Origin of the sequence: Pelistega sp. MC2, from assembly GCF_900099475.1 — a bacterium.
Taxonomy (GTDB): domain Bacteria; phylum Pseudomonadota; class Gammaproteobacteria; order Burkholderiales; family Burkholderiaceae_B; genus Taylorella; species Taylorella indica.
In genome coordinates this window covers 417,711-432,565 of record NZ_LT628274.1, presented here as the reverse complement: position 1 = coordinate 432,565, position 14,855 = coordinate 417,711, and the positions used below count along the sequence as shown (strand labels likewise).

The window sequence follows — 14,855 nt, the reverse complement described above, 5'->3', positions numbered from 1 at the left end:
TTTATGTTAACAGGTTTGTTTTAGTTTTTATAAGGCTTTACAATCATGTCAGCTATTCTTAGTCAATTATTAGCTGACTATTTTTGTATTGATAAACTATTTGTGACTTTTTTTACTGAGCAAGACCAGACGGGTGATGGCCAATCGCTAGGCATAGCCATTCATGGTGATTGGACTATTCATAATTATGCGGAAATCAAACAGGCTTTAAATACGTTTAAAGCTCGTGGACAGTCATATATTTTGCACTTAGAGGATGTTAAGACGCTAGATACCGCTGGTGTATTGTTATTGGCGGACGCTTTTGGATTGGGTAGTTTAGAAAAAGCGTTATCTTCAGATAATTTACCCACAGAAAGAAAAGCGATGGTAGACGCTATCGTCAGTGCTATTCCCCATGAGGATGCATTAAAATCACCGCCCAAACCTTTTTTTCTTACGGCTTTTTTTGAAAATCTAGGTATTCAGGTTGTTGATCTTTGGGAAGAGTTTCTGCATTGGGTGGGTTTTTTAGGCCTAGTCATTGTTGCCTTTTTCCGTGTGTTGATCAATCCTGCTAGATGGCGTCTTACTTCATTGGTTGCAAATATAGATAGCAGTGGTTTTAAAGCGGTTCCTATTGTTATGCTACTATGCTTTATGGTGGGTGCTGTAGTGGCTTTTCTAGGGGCAACTGTACTAGAAAATTTTGGTGCACAGGTATTTACCGTGCATTTAGTGACTTTTTCTTTTTTGAGAGAGTTTGCAATTATCTTAACCTCTATTCTTATTGCCGGCCGTACCGCGAGTGCCTATACCGCACAATTAGGCTCAATGAAAGTGAATGAAGAAATTGATGCTTTGCGTGCTTCAGGTATTGACCCTCTAGAGGTTTTGGTCGTTCCAAGGATACTAGCCTTAGTCATTGTGATGCCAATTTTGACCTTTTTAGGTATGATGGCAGGGATTTTTGGGGGCATGATTGTCGCGAAATTCTCAATGGATATTTCTCCTTTATTGTTTATTGATATCTTAAAGAATAATGTTGATGTTAGGCATTTTTTTGTCGGTCTTGTAAAAGCCCCAATTTTTGCTGTGGTAATTGCTATTACAGGGTGTATTGAGGGATTTAAGGTTTCTGGTAGTGCGGAGTCAGTTGGCGAACATACGACGAGTAGTGTTGTTAAATGTATTTTCTTGGTGATTCTATTGGATGCTTTATTTGCTGTTTACTTTATGGAGGCAGGATGGTAGACGATAATTTATCGAGTCATTCAACTCAAGAAGTAGATACATCACAGCAGGTAGATACACCAGCAACGATTGACGCATCCACTCAGCAGGAACGCAAGCAACAGTACATAGTAGGTTCTGATGATAGGACTACACCCGTGATAAAGGTTAGAGGACTAGATAATGCGTTTGGTGATTATTATGTACACAAAGGCTTAGATTTGGATGTGTACTCAGGTGATATCTTAGGTGTTGTTGGTGGATCTGGGACAGGTAAATCGGTTTTATTAAGAAGTATTGTCGGACTACGTACGCCTACTGCGGGTAGCGTAGAAATCTTAGGTAAATCCATTGATAGTTTGTCTGATAAAGAGCGTGCTGTATTAGGGAGAAATTTGGGTGTTCTCTTTCAGGCAGGGGCATTGTATTCGTCTCTAACCGTACAGGAAAATATTGCTTTTCCTTTGATTGAGCAATTAGGTTTAGCCAGAAAAGATGCCGAGCATATCGCTATGCTGAAAATTCTATTAGTGGGCTTACCTACCAATGCGGCGCTTAAATATCCAGCAGAGTTATCTGGAGGGATGGTTAAGCGTGCATCATTAGCAAGGGCATTAGCCTTGGACCCTAAAATCTTATTTTTAGATGAACCTACGGCTGGGCTGGATCCTATCGGTGCCGCGGCATTTGATCAGTTAATGTTGACGTTAAGAGATGCCTTAGGCTTGACGATGTTTTTAATTACGCATGATTTGGATACCTTGTATACCGCATGCAATAGGGTAGCTGTACTTTCTGAAAAAAAAGTATTAATAAACGATACGATTGAAAATATTGTAAAAGTTGATAATGAATGGATTCAGGCATATTTTAATGGTCCACGAGGAAGAGCCGCCTATACGGCTCATGAACAACTAGGAGTTAAATAAAATGGAGCCTAAAGCTAGGCATATACTTATCGGTTTGTTTACGTCAATCATGATTTTGGCTGCCGTGGCCTTTGCTTTTTTTCTGACTCAGAACAAAGGTCAGGAAAAGTATTTTTATAAAGTTCTCTTCCAAGAAAATGTCACTGGACTTGCCAGAGGGAGTGCGGTTCTTTATAGTGGTATTAATGTAGGTGAAGTTGTACGTTTAACGTTAAATAAGAAAGATCCTCGTCACGTAGATGCCATTATTTCAGTGGATAAAGATATTGTGGATATCCGTGAGGGTGTCAGAGCTAGATTACAGTTAATGGGTGTCACCGGACAAGCGGTAATTTCGTTAAAAGGCGGAAACCCAAATTCACCACAATTACCAAAAATCACTGAATTACCACCTGAGGATGATGATGATACGTCAATTGCAGAGATGATTAGTCGAAAAGGAAGTGAAATTTTTTCTAACCTAAAAGGTGAAGATGGTGTAGCTAAAATTGAGTTACCAGTTATTCCTAGTGATACGTCTCCATTGAGTGCCTTGTTAGAGGACGGTCAGAATGCAATGGCAAATTTAACAGAGATTAGTTTAAATTTAAAAACCCTTTTCTCTGATAAGAATATGAAGCATGCAGGGAATATTTTGGAGCATATCGATGGTCTTACAGGTACTGTAGCAGGTGAAGATGAAACGATTAAAGAAGTCATTAAAGGTGCCAATAAAACAATTGCTGAGTTTAATAAGACACTGGCTAGTTTTGAACGTTTAGCTAATAACACCGATAAGATGTTGACTTCTGAGGGTAAAAAAGCGTTAAGTAATGCTTCTCAAGCGATGATTAGCTTGTCGGACTCAACAAAAAAAATACAAGGTGTTATTACACAAAATCAGGGTAATTTGAACCAAGGTTTACAAGGATTTAAAGAGCTTACTCCCGCTATTATTGAGTTTAAACGTGCATTTGGTTCTTTACAAAAAATTTTACAGAATATGGAAGATAACCCTGGTGGATATTTTATTGATGGCAATGCCATGAAGGAGTTTAGACCATGAGTATTAAGCGATTAGCGGTGATGTCGAGTATAAGTTTATTACTTGGGGCCTGTGGTATTTTACCGAGTAACCCTGCTTTGCAAACGTATCAGTTACCTGCGGGGAGTACTCCTATACAAGTAAGCATGTCATCTAAAAGCTTGTCGATTCCAGAGCCTTATGCCAATCGTGTGATTAATCATCAACGAGTTGCTGTGGTATTGGATAGCCTTGAGGTGCAAGCCTATGAGGGGATTCGTTGGGAAGATACTGCTCCTAAAGTATTCAGGGATCGATTAGTTGAGGATTTTCGTCGTGCTAATGCGTATAAAACAGTACTGATTAATGATGAACAAGTCACCGTAGATCGTTCTTTGCGCTTGGATATGCAGGCCTTTCAATTACAATACAAAGAGAAAAAGCCGTATGTTGTCATTGCTGTAGGGGTAACATTGATTAACCGCTTATCCGGTACTGTATTAGCGGCAAAAACATTTCATATTGAACGAGAAGTGCCTAATGTCAATGTTGATACGATAATGCCAACATTTGCACAAGCAGTAGATCAAATAAATGCTGATATTATTAGCTGGACCCGTCAGAACGATAGATAATGAAGATAGTATTACAAAAAGTGGCACAAGCATCTGTTAGCGTCAATCGAGAAGTAGTCGGTGAGATTAAAGAAGGCTTGTTGCTACTCGTTGGTATCAGTCCTGAGGACACACAATCGGATATTGATTATATCGCCCGAAAAGTGACTCAAATGCGTGTTTTTGAAGATGAAACGGGGGTTATGAATCTATCTGTTTTGGATAAGAAGGCAGAGATTCTTTGCGTGAGTCAATTCACGTTATTAGCGTCTACCAAAAAAGGAAATCGTCCTTCATATAGTCAAGCGGCAAGACCAGAAATAGCATTACCACTGTTTAATCAACTGGTGGAAACATTTTCTGTTATATTACAAAAACCGATACCAACAGGTGTTTTTGGGGCACATATGCAAGTGAGCCTTATTAATGACGGTCCAGTAACCATACTCTTGGATAGTAAACAAGTATAAGTGGCTACTGTTTACGAGGAAAAAAACTATGTCAATGAGTGAATGCTTATTACAAATAGATCATTTATCTCGCATTGATAGTCAAACTGGACGTGTATTTTTTAAAGATTTTTCCTGTACGGTTCATGCTGGGGACAAAATATTAGTAGATGGTGTATCAGGTTCGGGTAAATCCGTTTTTTTAAGAGCCCTTGCTTTATTGGATCCTATTGAACAGGGCAAAATTTATTTAGAAAATACGCTAATTACGCCTAAGAACGCCTCTTTTTATCGTAGTCAAGTGTTGTATATATCACAAATGCCTGTGGTTGAGGGAGAAACTGTACGCGATATGTTGGAACTACCTTGGGGACTATCCATTAGGAAAAAGAGCACGTTCCCTGAAAAAAATCTGCAAACTTATCTGCAAGCCTTACAAAAAACGCCTGATTTTTTAACGCAATCGACAAAGTTATTATCAGGCGGTGAAAAACAATTATGTCAGCTGTTAAGAGCCTTATTAATTAATCCTAAAATATTATTGCTTGATGAGCCAACGTCTGCACTGGATGCAGAAAAAGTGACATTAGTAGAAGCCTTATTAGAGCAATGGTTAAGTATGAATGAACAGCCTAAAGCGTGGTTTTGGATTAGTCATGATAATGCTCAAAAAGCGAGAGTAGCTGAGCGGCGATTATTGGTTCATGACCAGCTAATAGAAGAGGTAGGGCGTTATGAATTATCATGAGATTGGCTTAACAGAAATATTTTTAGCGGCTTGTTTAGTATTTATTAATGGGCTGATTTCCTTTGTCTTAAATTTAGGCTTAGGTAAATCATTATTGATTGCCAGTATTCGTACTATCGTCCAGTTAAGCTTAATTGGAATTATCCTGAAGTGGATTTTTTCTATTAATGAGTTTTGGGTTGTGTTGCTATGGGTAACGCTGATGATGGTTATTGCAGCTCAAGCCGCCAAAAATCGACTATCATGGTCTTATTCAGGTATTTTTCACGATACGTTTATATCTGTTTTTATACCAGCTTGGTTCGTTGTTATTGTAGGGATTGAGTTAATTTTAAATATACAACCTTGGTATAGCCCACAATATTTAATTCCTATGGCAGGTATGATTATTGGAAATATTCTTACCGCGATTTCTCTTGTGCTGAATAATTTATTGTCGCAATTAACATCACAAAGAGAACGGGTAGATAGTTTACTAGCACTTGGTGCAACCCCTTGGGAGGCTTTTCGAGGGCAAGCCGCACAGGCAGTTAAAACAGGTATGATGCCTACTATTAATAGTATGACTGTTGTGGGGCTAGTGAGCTTACCCGGTATGATGACAGGGCAAGTATTAGCTGGCCAAGACCCAGAACAAGCCATACGGTACCAAATTGTGATTATGTTTTTCTTAGCCGTGGGAACAGGTCTTTCCTGTGTTCTGTTGGTATATACGGTATTTAAACGGCTTTTTGATGCTAATGGCACTTTCTTATTTAATCGCTTAATGATGAATGCTAAGAAGAAAAAATGAAACAGTATTTACGCATAGAAGGACAAGAGCAACCACTCTTATGGCAATCAGAGCATCAAGCCAAATTACCTAAGCAGTGTGTATGCGTGGATGATTCATTGACAGCAGAAAAAGCACTTAACTTTGCTCGTAATGGTATTGTGATGTTGTGGCAAGGGGATTATCACAATGCCAAACAATTATTAAGTGCCATGGCTAGGCATATTGATAAAAAGAAAAAGAAAAAATTGTCATCTTCTATAGGTAATGGGATAAGTTTAGATAGTAGTAGTGATGGTTATGATATATCAGAGACTAAGTGCCCAGATTCATCACAGCACCAATCACATTTACTCAAAGAACAATTCAATTTATACCGTTTAGCACAAGCGCAAAAAGCACAAATTCTCAGTATGCTATTGCTTAGAGTGAATTATGTGGATACGCATTTCATGATACCGTTAAGACGTAGCCCAGAGATTGATTTGGCTATTAGACAAGTGTGTTCTTGGCAAGAAGACTTTGTGATTTCTCTTAGAGAATTGCTTGGTATCATTGGTGCCTATGAGTGGAGAAAAAAGGGAGTAGATGTAGCTGCGCTAGGTAAAGACGCTAAAATTTATCCTTTTTATGGTGTGTTTTCTCCTATCAGGGGAGAGTATTTGGCATTAGTTGCCCAAGCACCATTACCATCACAAACCAATATAGCGATTGAAATTGGCTGTGGTACAGGTGTCTTAGCCGCTATAGTCGCCAAAAGAGGGTTTAGCAAAGTCGTTGTCACTGATATTTCTAAGCGTGCTATTGAGTGTGCAACATATAATCTACAACAACTCGGCTTAAATCACTGTGTTGAGGTACGTCAACACGCCTTTTTCCCACCAGAATCGGCTGATTTAATTATCTGTAATCCGCCTTGGTTGCCGGCCAAAGCCAGTACTAGTCTGGAAGCTGCTGTGTATGATCCTGATAGTCAAATGTTAAAAGGCTATTTATCGGATCTTGTTAAACATTTAAATCCAGATGGGGAAGGGTGGTTAATTATGTCTAATTTAGCAGAGTTACTTGGGCTAAGAGGCGAGACGCAATTAGAGGACTGGATTAGCACAGCAGGTTTAAGAGTCAAAGCCAAATATGATACGCAGGCACAGCACAAAAAAGCACGTGATGGGCAAGATATATTAGCAGAAGCAAGACAACAAGAAGTCACCTCGTTGTGGGTATTAGTAAAAGCGTAATTTTTAATAAAAAATGTGCCATTACTTAGTATTGAGCAGTCATGACTTTACATTTAACACGTCCAGTGTCAATACTAAGTAAGGCTAAATACGAGTCTAATGAAACTGGTTGACCTTAAAAACTATTGGCAACTAAACGTCATAAAATAAGCATCATCAGGTGAGCCTGAACCAGTAGGAGATAATTGTTGCACATTAGCGACTTGTTGTGGCGAGCATAATTGTTGCGCAGATGCCATACAACCTTCCCAGTTAGGGGCACTGTTAGCATTAGCAGAGCATTTTAGCCCGTAACTATTTCGATTGCTTAGGTCTATATTCCCAGTGGTAGAACAAGCAGCTAATAACGCAGTCAAAGAAATAATAATGAGTTTTTTCATTTTTAATCAATCGATAAAAAAATAAGCAAAGAAGAAATAAAACAAAGTATTTTAAACATCAAAAAGTGGCATCAATCTCTAGCCTATATGACTAATTTACTGAGTAACACTTTGTCTGGTTAATGATATTTTCTCATAAACCGTCGCCAAAATGTTTGATACTTAAAAGATTATATTGTTTATCTTGTGTCATTACCCTAACTTTTGATAGATTAGTAGTATTTTATAGCACGAAAGCATGCTTAGTACTGTAAATTTGCTAGTTAATTTACTTTTGATGGCGCTATCCTATCAAAAGAAATCATAACACTCACAATGGCACAACGATGTTGGGTAGTGATAGATATTAGTATGAAAAAAATAACAATTGAAAGTGAGCAAAACAAGTAGGATAAATAGCTCAAAAATTACAACAAAATGTTACTGGCAAATAATAGTATGCTTACTTACTAATATTAATTTATAGCTATTTATAAACACGGGCATCATTCAAGGGGCTAAACCCCAATCCTTGAGTTTATCCTAATCTTACACTCATTAAAGGCATTTTTAGAGGAATAGGAGAGGAATAATTATATTTTTTCTATTGTAGAGACATACAAATCTCTTAATAGTACCCAACTACTTAGAGGTTAAAGACTAAAACATAATAGCGAGAATTTCCTATATAAATGTAATAGTCTGTAGCTTTTATCATGATTCGGGTGTTCACAAAAAAGATCGTATTTGTTAGCATTATAGTAAGATACTAATTAATTCATTACTTTTATTAAAGGGAGTTTAGTATGAAAAAAGTTTTATTGACAGCATTAATGGCGTTATCTGCTACAACAGCATTTGCAGAGAGCGAGGTTGACAATCGTCCTGCTCGTCAAAAAGCTCAGGATATGTATGTAGAGCCTACACTACGTATGAAGCAAACAACAACAACATCAAATGCAGGCACAGGCGAAGTAATCCGTGTCGAAGAAAATACAAAAGTTATTAATCATGCAGGCGATGTGGTAGGTGGAACAGGTACTACAACACCGGAGGTAGCACCTCAGGCACAGCCTACTCAAGGAACAATGCCTGCACCAGCTGTTCAGCCACAACCTGAACAAGTAAAACCTGCTGTTGAGCCTATGAAAAAAGAAATTACTGATAAAAGCCGTGTTATTCAATAAATGATTACGAAGGTTTAGAGTTTAGGGTTTAAAAATTAGGGGGATTTCCCCAATTGATAAAACCTATCGTTATAGCGTCTAATGCCACAAGAAATAATTCTTGTGGCATTTTTCTTGATTAATAACCTGAGTAAACGCACCTCAGCATTTTAAATCAGTAGATGTTTCACATTTCTTAAAAAGCTTTTAAGAGCACTATTATTTGGTATTTTTTGTTTAAATTTACAGAAACTAATAATTTTCTTATAATTAAACTGCCATTTAAAACTAAATGTTTATGATTTTTATTAATAAATAGAAAATAGGGAGAAGTTATGGGTTTAAATCCTATGTATGTAACGTTTGTCCTTTACATTATTGCCGTATTAGGGATCGGGGTTGCTGCTTATCTTGCTACACGCAATTTTGATGATTATATTCTTGGAGGCCGCCGACTAGGTGGCTTTGTAACGGCTATGGCTGCTGGCGCATCAGATATGTCAGGTTGGCTATTGATGGGTTTACCGGGCGCTATTTATGCGAGTGGCTTAATAGAGGCGTGGATTGCAATTGGGTTGACGATTGGTCAATACTTTAACTGGTTATTAGTATCAGGTCGTTTACGTGTACATACTGAATTAAATAATAATGCTTTAACGCTACCGGAGTACTTTGCTTCTAGGTTTGGTGAATATGGGAAGTTATTAAAAATAGGTTCAGCAGCGATTATTTTATTTTTCTTCACTATTTATAGTGCTTCTGGTGTTGTTGCTGGTGCGCGTCTATTTGAATTGTTGTTTGAAGTGGATTACGGAACAGCTATCGTATTAGGTGCCGTAGCAACGATTATTTATACCTTTATTGGTGGTTTCTTAGCCGTGAGTTGGAGTGATAGCCTACAGGCGACACTCATGTTTTTCGCGTTGATTTTTACGCCAATTGCTATTTATTTGCAACTAGGTGGTGCCGAAGAATTGAGCGCAGCATTTGCAGCTGCTTCACAAGCGACTAATATTCCCTATTCTAGTTTAGTACCAGATACATCAAGTGCTGCTATTATTGGGATTATCTCAGCCGCTGCATGGGGGTTAGGATATTTTGGTCAGCCACATATTTTGGCTCGCTTTATGGCATCATCGTCTGTTAAAACACTAAAAAATGCACGTCGTATTAGTATGACATGGATGATTTTATGTTTACTTGGCGCTGTATTAGTGGGGTATTTTGGTATTGCTTACTTCCAAGAGCATCCTGAGCAAGTGGGGGTATTAAAAAGTAATCCAGAGCGTATTTTCATGGTGTTATCAACTATTCTATTTAACCCATGGATTGCAGGAGCTATTTTATCGGCTATTTTAGCGGCGATTATGAGTACCTTAAGTGCTCAATTATTAGTTTGCTCATCAGCCCTAACAGAGGACTTCTATAAAGGCTTTTTGCGCCCACAAGCTAGTCAAACAGAATTGGTATGGATTGGTCGCTTGATGGTATTAGCGGTTGCGGTATTAGCTATTTTCATTGCCCAAGACCCTAATAGTAAAGTGCTAGGATTAGTGTCTTATGCATGGGCAGGTTTTGGTGCAGCGTTTGGACCAGTAGTGTTATTTTCAGTATTCTGGAAACGCACTACAGCTATTGGTGCCTTGGCAGGTATGATTGTAGGTGCTGTTGTTGTCGTCTTCTGGAAAGATGTCAGTGGTAGTGCTTTATATGAAATTGTTCCAGGCTTTATAGCATGCTCGGTAGTACTTTACGTTGTCTCTTTAATGGGTAAACCACCTGCTGAAGTTGTTCAACGTTTTGATACAGCGACTCAAGAGTTTAAACGCTTAAGTGCGGAATAATAGGTAGAGCCTATTTGATACTAGACTAATTTATTAATATAAATAGACAATAATAAATAAGATGGTGGTAATTAACTATCTGGGAACTAGATATTAACTCTATTGACTATTAGTGAATTATGGAAACCTTGTTTAGAGAGCTTATTGCTCTAAACAAGGTTTTTTTTATGTAAAAAATAAATAGAAAGTGAATAGAAAATGGATAGGGCAAATCTATCCTATTCATCTTGATTCTTAAGGGAGATGGTTTTATTGTTAACGCTCGATAGCTATTACTATTAATGGGAATAAGACATACAGAATAAATAATAAGCAATAAGAAAGAGCTTGCTATGAAAATATCGGGCGAGGAGGATGGCAGCTATTAGAAAGGAGTAAGAGCAACATAAGGGTGATAGGTTTTATAAAGATTATAAGTTATATCATAAGAATCATAAGAGTCATAAGAATCATAAGTTTAATACGTTAGACCAAGAAGAGTATATAAACAGGATTGATGGTATAGATGGATAGAACAGATAAGGTGGATAGGACAGATGATGTGTATAGGATAGATGAAGTGGAGGTTATAGAAGGTATAGATGACTCAATGAATCAACAGAGACATATTCCATTATGGGCTGGTTTAGAAAAGCATCCGCTGACAGCAAAACAATATCAAGCTTGCTCTTCTAATGCACAGAGTACACTTGTCTTGGCGGGTGCAGGAACGGGGAAAACCAGTACCATTGTCGGTCGTTTAGCCTATCTTTGGGAAAATCATTTAGCCAATGCGGAGCAGGTATTATTGCTAGCCTTTGCTGTAGAGGCGGCAAATGAGATTAATGACAGGGCATCAAAGATTATGCACCATTATCCGTGGATTAAAGAGCAGGCAGAGGAAAATCAAGGCTTTCAAGCACGCACTTTTCATAGTTTAGGGTGGTCGATTATTCAAGCCGTTGAACAAGCGGAGAAAGAGCAACAGTACAAAGAACAACAGGAGAAAGAACAATATAATCAGCTAAGACTAGACGGAGAATATTCAACTCAGGTTATAACACCTAATTCTTGCGAAGAAAATGGAGATTTATTTTCACAATCAGAGGTAAATTCCTTCTCAAAAAATACATGCTTAAAACTAAGTGCCTTAGTGGATGAGGAAAAATTAAAGGAGTTTATTGCTAGTCATCTTAAACAGCAAATTAGCCATAAAGCTATTTTTACTTACTTTACGTTTTATCACCAACCAGTAAGGGCATTGGTATGGCGAACGCTGAAAGATGATTATGTGCAAAACCAATTAGAGCTAATCATCGCTAATACGCTTTACTATCACCAAATTCGCTATATCTATCAAGCACATTTTAAAGAGGATATTTATTTGGACAAAAAAAGCGATGAGCCTTACCGATGCAGTTTTTTGATACCTGAGCTGAATATCTATGTTCAAGTATTTGATGCATATTTACATGATATAGATGAAAACCATACGCTAACAAGTTTTAGACATATGACGCGTGAAATTCATCAGCAGTATAAGACATCATATATTGAAATATATAGAGATACGTGCTGCTTTTTTAATGTAAATTTGATCATCCATACAGATACCAATATCTATATAGATACTAATATAGATACTAATATTGATACTGTTAATAGTATCCATATCAAGGGTGATATGGTAGAAAAACAAAATGTATTTATCTGGTATGACTATTGGAATAGTATTTGTTTAAGTTTAAAAGAGTTAATTGTATATAACCAATCGCCCACACAATATCAGGAGCAGAGCCAATATCAACTACACCATGTAGTGCAACCACCATGTCAATATCAAGAGCAGAAGTCGTTTGAATCCATTCCATTGGCGATTAATAGCCCGGGAAGGCTTGATGAGCTGATCGCACTTTTACAAGATTATTTTATCTATTTGAAATCTGAAGGAAAAACAGCGGCTAATTTAGCAGAAGAGCAAGCGCAGCTTGAACAAATTAATCAGCAAACCAATCATTATTTTTCTAGTGAACGTATACAAGAAAAACAACACTTAGCAGAAATAAAGGAACAACAAAAAAATCAACAGCGCAATACAGGTATAAATACTGAAGACTTATCATCAGAGACATTAATGCTGACATACTGGATTAATAGTGAAAAAATGTTTATATATTCGTTGTTAATCCCTATTTTTGAGGCTTATGAAGATTATTTACGTGAGGAGCAAGCTATTGATTTTGATAGCATGATTAGCCTTGCTACACATTATGTGCAAGAGGGTAAATTTCAAATTCCATGGACAGATATTTTGATTGATGAGCTTCAAGATATATCTGTGGCTCGTTTTAAATTGATTCAAGCAATGCGACAACAACGGCCTAGCCTTCGTTTATTTTGTGTAGGAGATGATTGGCAAACAATTTTTGAGTTTGCTGGTAGCCAATTAGCGTATATTCGTCATATTGAAAACTATATTGGCGATACAACAAAAATAAGTCTGGACGTGAGTTTTAGGTTTCATCAAGGATTGAGCGACCTAAGCAGTGCATTTATCCAAAAGAATCCTTCGCAATATAAAAAAACGTTGCAGGCACTTGAGGTTAAACAGGAGGAAGGTAATGGTGTCACGCTGGTACCATATCAACGTGAGCAACGCCAAGAGTATCAATTTCAGAATCAACAATCCCAGTATCGATATCAACAGAAGCTTCAATATCAATGTATTGAGCAGCTTTTATCGCGTATTGAACAAAAGTATATATTATCTAAACTGACTCCATCATCAACGGAAACAGTGTTTCACCCTACAAAAATCACTTGTCTTATATTGGCACGTTTTAATCATTTATTACCAAGTGAGTCACAATTAGCAATTTATCAGCAAAAGTTCCCATCTATCCATTTACGCATGTCAAGTATTCATAGTGCCAAAGGGCAGGAGGCGGATATTGTGATTTTGCTTGGCTTAAATAAGGGAGAGTTTGGCGTACCTTCAGAAAAAGCAAGCCGTTTGGAGAAATATAAACCGACTTTCGAGCAATTCCCTTTTGCCCAAGAGAGGAGAGTTTTTTATGTTGCACTGACCCGCGCTAAGAAGCATGTGTATTTGATGTATGAACAAGATTATCCAACACTTTGCAATGATAAACAACGTCAATCTATATCTGAGACTAGTCATTCAGTATTTTTAGAAGAGTTAATAAGAGAGTTTACTGTGAGTATTGAACCTTTAGTTGATAACCCTGACGTTCCTCAGCAATCTCAATCCCAATCGCAATTCTTATCTTTTATTCTACGTAAATTGAGGGCTTCTTTTAATAGAATAGCGGAGTGATATTATTTTAGGTCTAACTATTTTTAATATTAACGTTTAGAGAGCCTAATTTAGACTGACAAAAAATCGTGTTTTTAATAAATGAATATAATTACGCTATTCACGCCAAGAGATAAATAATTGATTTTTGGCTTAAATAGAGAAGATACGTATTCTGAGTAGAGAAAAGTTCTCAAATTAAATGCTTATGAAATTAAAAATAAAGCCGTGAGAGTCATGAACATTCAATTAGTTTAACTATAAATAGTTTAAAAGAGAACAATAAAAATCTCTTTAATATTTTCTTTTTACTTACATAACCATCAACATTGTGAGGTTGGGAATTTATTTGGTAAATTAAAATATCAAAGGGGTATTATGTACTAGAGAGTATCTATTAACGCTGAGTTAGTATAAGGAAAATAACAACGTAGGTCTAACGGCCTAAGACAAGACAATAGCAGCTCAAGATAAGATATGGCTAGCATTGATAAAGGTTAAACCATCCACAATATTATCTTCATCCTCACAGAAAAACACCACCGTATCACCGTCATCCATATTGGCAAGAATAGACTCCATTTCATCAGCAACATCAATCTGTGCATTCAGTTCACCAACGTGTACATTATGACCTGTTTGAAAGCGTTCTTCAGGAATAATGTGGGGGAGGGCATCGAAATCTGTTTCAGATAGGTAAAAACAAACAAACAGGGTTAAATTATTAACCTCTGTTTTGATTTCTAAGCCACCCTCAAATTGGCGATTTATCTCCGAATGGAGGAAATAATCACTGCTACTCATAACCTAAGATTTCTTTTGTAATAAATCAGTTGGAGGAGGGATATCTGCTGGTGGAGGTGGACGATCATCTTTTTTACCTGCACAAGCGACAAGCAATAGGCTACATAGGAGAATAGGGATAAATTTTTTCATTATGATCTTCTGTAAAAATACAAAGGTTGTTTTAAATCGTTATAAACAGTATTTCAATCATACTACTAAAAAGCAGCTAAGAGTAATAGTTAAGCCGTTAATACAGCAAGTAGTTAAGCAGTTAAACTGTTAAGTAGTTCAATCGTTAAACGATTAAGAAGCTAAGTGTCTAGGATCATTAAACAGTTAAATAGGAACAAAACTAAAAGAAACAAAACTAAAAACGGCTGTTTAAATTTCAATGGTGATGATTTGAGCTGAATAGCTTCTATTCAAGTAAAATAAGAGGT

14 protein-coding genes are annotated in these 14,855 nt (G+C 37.0%); 11 read left to right on the top strand and 3 right to left on the bottom strand.

Annotation, left to right across the window (positions count from 1 at the left end; all coding sequences use genetic code 11):
• Nucleotides 1-45: 45 nt before the first annotated feature.
• From BQ4443_RS03760 to BQ4443_RS03725, 8 genes are read left to right on the top strand one after another with little or no spacing between them, the layout of a single operon-like run.
• Nucleotides 46-1,233, top strand: a complete 1,188-nt coding sequence (locus BQ4443_RS03760; protein ID WP_023949957.1) for an MlaE family ABC transporter permease — start codon at nucleotides 46-48, stop codon at nucleotides 1,231-1,233.
• The gene (locus tag BQ4443_RS03755; RefSeq protein ID WP_083331844.1) at nucleotides 1,227-2,141 is read left to right on the top strand and encodes an ABC transporter ATP-binding protein; all 915 of its coding nucleotides are present in this window, start codon (nucleotides 1,227-1,229) and stop codon (nucleotides 2,139-2,141) included. Before BQ4443_RS03760 ends, BQ4443_RS03755 begins: the two co-directional genes overlap by 7 nt.
• A 1-nt stretch (nucleotide 2,142) precedes the next feature.
• Nucleotides 2,143-3,186, top strand: coding sequence for an MlaD family protein (locus BQ4443_RS03750; RefSeq protein WP_071058107.1), 1,044 nt, complete (start codon nucleotides 2,143-2,145; stop codon nucleotides 3,184-3,186).
• On the top strand, nucleotides 3,183-3,779 hold the full coding sequence (locus BQ4443_RS03745) for an ABC-type transport auxiliary lipoprotein family protein (protein WP_071058106.1): 597 nt from the start codon (nucleotides 3,183-3,185) through the stop codon (nucleotides 3,777-3,779). Before BQ4443_RS03750 ends, BQ4443_RS03745 begins: the two co-directional genes overlap by 4 nt.
• A complete protein-coding gene (gene dtd, locus BQ4443_RS03740; RefSeq protein WP_071058105.1) occupies nucleotides 3,779-4,228 on the top strand; it encodes a D-aminoacyl-tRNA deacylase in 450 nt (149 codons plus the stop codon). The genes BQ4443_RS03745 and dtd overlap by 1 nt, the downstream gene beginning before the upstream one ends.
• A 28-nt stretch (nucleotides 4,229-4,256) precedes the next feature.
• A complete protein-coding gene (locus tag BQ4443_RS03735) occupies nucleotides 4,257-4,955 on the top strand; it encodes an ABC transporter ATP-binding protein (protein WP_083331843.1) in 699 nt (232 codons plus the stop codon).
• Nucleotides 4,942-5,748 (top strand): ABC transporter permease, encoded by an 807-nt coding sequence (gene fetB / locus BQ4443_RS03730; RefSeq protein WP_071058104.1) that lies wholly within the window; start codon nucleotides 4,942-4,944, stop codon nucleotides 5,746-5,748. The genes BQ4443_RS03735 and fetB overlap by 14 nt, the downstream gene beginning before the upstream one ends.
• A complete protein-coding gene (locus BQ4443_RS03725; protein WP_071058103.1) occupies nucleotides 5,745-6,965 on the top strand; it encodes a methyltransferase in 1,221 nt (406 codons plus the stop codon). The genes fetB and BQ4443_RS03725 overlap by 4 nt, the downstream gene beginning before the upstream one ends.
• 122 nt (nucleotides 6,966-7,087) lie before the next feature.
• Here BQ4443_RS03725 and BQ4443_RS03720 read toward each other — a convergent pair whose 3' ends face one another.
• Nucleotides 7,088-7,345, bottom strand: a complete 258-nt coding sequence (locus BQ4443_RS03720) for a hypothetical protein (protein ID WP_023949971.1) — start codon at nucleotides 7,343-7,345, stop codon at nucleotides 7,088-7,090.
• Between the two features lie 785 nt (nucleotides 7,346-8,130).
• On the opposite strand from BQ4443_RS03720, the gene BQ4443_RS03715 reads away from it, so the two are divergent.
• From BQ4443_RS03715 to BQ4443_RS03705, 3 genes are all read left to right on the top strand, one after another.
• Nucleotides 8,131-8,511, top strand: a complete 381-nt coding sequence (locus tag BQ4443_RS03715) for a hypothetical protein (protein WP_023949973.1) — start codon at nucleotides 8,131-8,133, stop codon at nucleotides 8,509-8,511.
• Between the two features lie 314 nt (nucleotides 8,512-8,825).
• On the top strand, nucleotides 8,826-10,334 hold the full coding sequence (gene putP, locus BQ4443_RS03710) for a sodium/proline symporter PutP (protein ID WP_023949975.1): 1,509 nt from the start codon (nucleotides 8,826-8,828) through the stop codon (nucleotides 10,332-10,334).
• 505 nt (nucleotides 10,335-10,839) lie between these two features.
• Nucleotides 10,840-13,650 carry a UvrD-helicase domain-containing protein gene (locus tag BQ4443_RS03705; protein WP_023949977.1) on the top strand — a complete coding sequence of 937 codons (2,811 nt, stop codon included), beginning with the start codon at nucleotides 10,840-10,842 and terminating at the stop codon, nucleotides 13,648-13,650.
• Between the two features lie 444 nt (nucleotides 13,651-14,094).
• Here BQ4443_RS03705 and BQ4443_RS03700 read toward each other — a convergent pair whose 3' ends face one another.
• Both BQ4443_RS03700 and BQ4443_RS12595 read right to left on the bottom strand, forming a co-directional pair.
• Nucleotides 14,095-14,433, bottom strand: coding sequence for a hypothetical protein (locus BQ4443_RS03700; RefSeq protein ID WP_023952228.1), 339 nt, complete (start codon nucleotides 14,431-14,433; stop codon nucleotides 14,095-14,097).
• Nucleotides 14,434-14,436: 3 nt separating this feature from the next.
• The gene (locus BQ4443_RS12595; RefSeq protein WP_023952226.1) at nucleotides 14,437-14,565 is read right to left on the bottom strand and encodes a hypothetical protein; all 129 of its coding nucleotides are present in this window, start codon (nucleotides 14,563-14,565) and stop codon (nucleotides 14,437-14,439) included.
• Nucleotides 14,566-14,855 lie beyond the last annotated feature (290 nt).

What these genes read in the sequence shown, in the direction of transcription:
- BQ4443_RS03760 (WP_023949957.1), top strand. Translation starts at nt 46, where the DNA reads ATGTCAGCTATTCTTAGTCAATTATTAGCTGACTATTTTTGTATTGAT.
- BQ4443_RS03755 (WP_083331844.1), top strand. Translation starts at nt 1,227, where the DNA reads ATGGTAGACGATAATTTATCGAGTCATTCAACTCAAGAAGTAGATACA.
- BQ4443_RS03750 (WP_071058107.1), top strand. Translation starts at nt 2,143, where the DNA reads ATGGAGCCTAAAGCTAGGCATATACTTATCGGTTTGTTTACGTCAATC.
- BQ4443_RS03745 (WP_071058106.1), top strand. Translation starts at nt 3,183, where the DNA reads ATGAGTATTAAGCGATTAGCGGTGATGTCGAGTATAAGTTTATTACTT.
- dtd (WP_071058105.1), top strand. Translation starts at nt 3,779, where the DNA reads ATGAAGATAGTATTACAAAAAGTGGCACAAGCATCTGTTAGCGTCAAT.
- BQ4443_RS03735 (WP_083331843.1), top strand. Translation starts at nt 4,257, where the DNA reads ATGTCAATGAGTGAATGCTTATTACAAATAGATCATTTATCTCGCATT.
- fetB (WP_071058104.1), top strand. Translation starts at nt 4,942, where the DNA reads ATGAATTATCATGAGATTGGCTTAACAGAAATATTTTTAGCGGCTTGT.
- BQ4443_RS03725 (WP_071058103.1), top strand. Translation starts at nt 5,745, where the DNA reads ATGAAACAGTATTTACGCATAGAAGGACAAGAGCAACCACTCTTATGG.
- BQ4443_RS03720 (WP_023949971.1), bottom strand. Translation starts at nt 7,345, where the DNA reads ATGAAAAAACTCATTATTATTTCTTTGACTGCGTTATTAGCTGCTTGT.
- BQ4443_RS03715 (WP_023949973.1), top strand. Translation starts at nt 8,131, where the DNA reads ATGAAAAAAGTTTTATTGACAGCATTAATGGCGTTATCTGCTACAACA.
- putP (WP_023949975.1), top strand. Translation starts at nt 8,826, where the DNA reads ATGGGTTTAAATCCTATGTATGTAACGTTTGTCCTTTACATTATTGCC.
- BQ4443_RS03705 (WP_023949977.1), top strand. Translation starts at nt 10,840, where the DNA reads ATGGATAGAACAGATAAGGTGGATAGGACAGATGATGTGTATAGGATA.
- BQ4443_RS03700 (WP_023952228.1), bottom strand. Translation starts at nt 14,433, where the DNA reads ATGAGTAGCAGTGATTATTTCCTCCATTCGGAGATAAATCGCCAATTT.
- BQ4443_RS12595 (WP_023952226.1), bottom strand. Translation starts at nt 14,565, where the DNA reads ATGAAAAAATTTATCCCTATTCTCCTATGTAGCCTATTGCTTGTCGCT.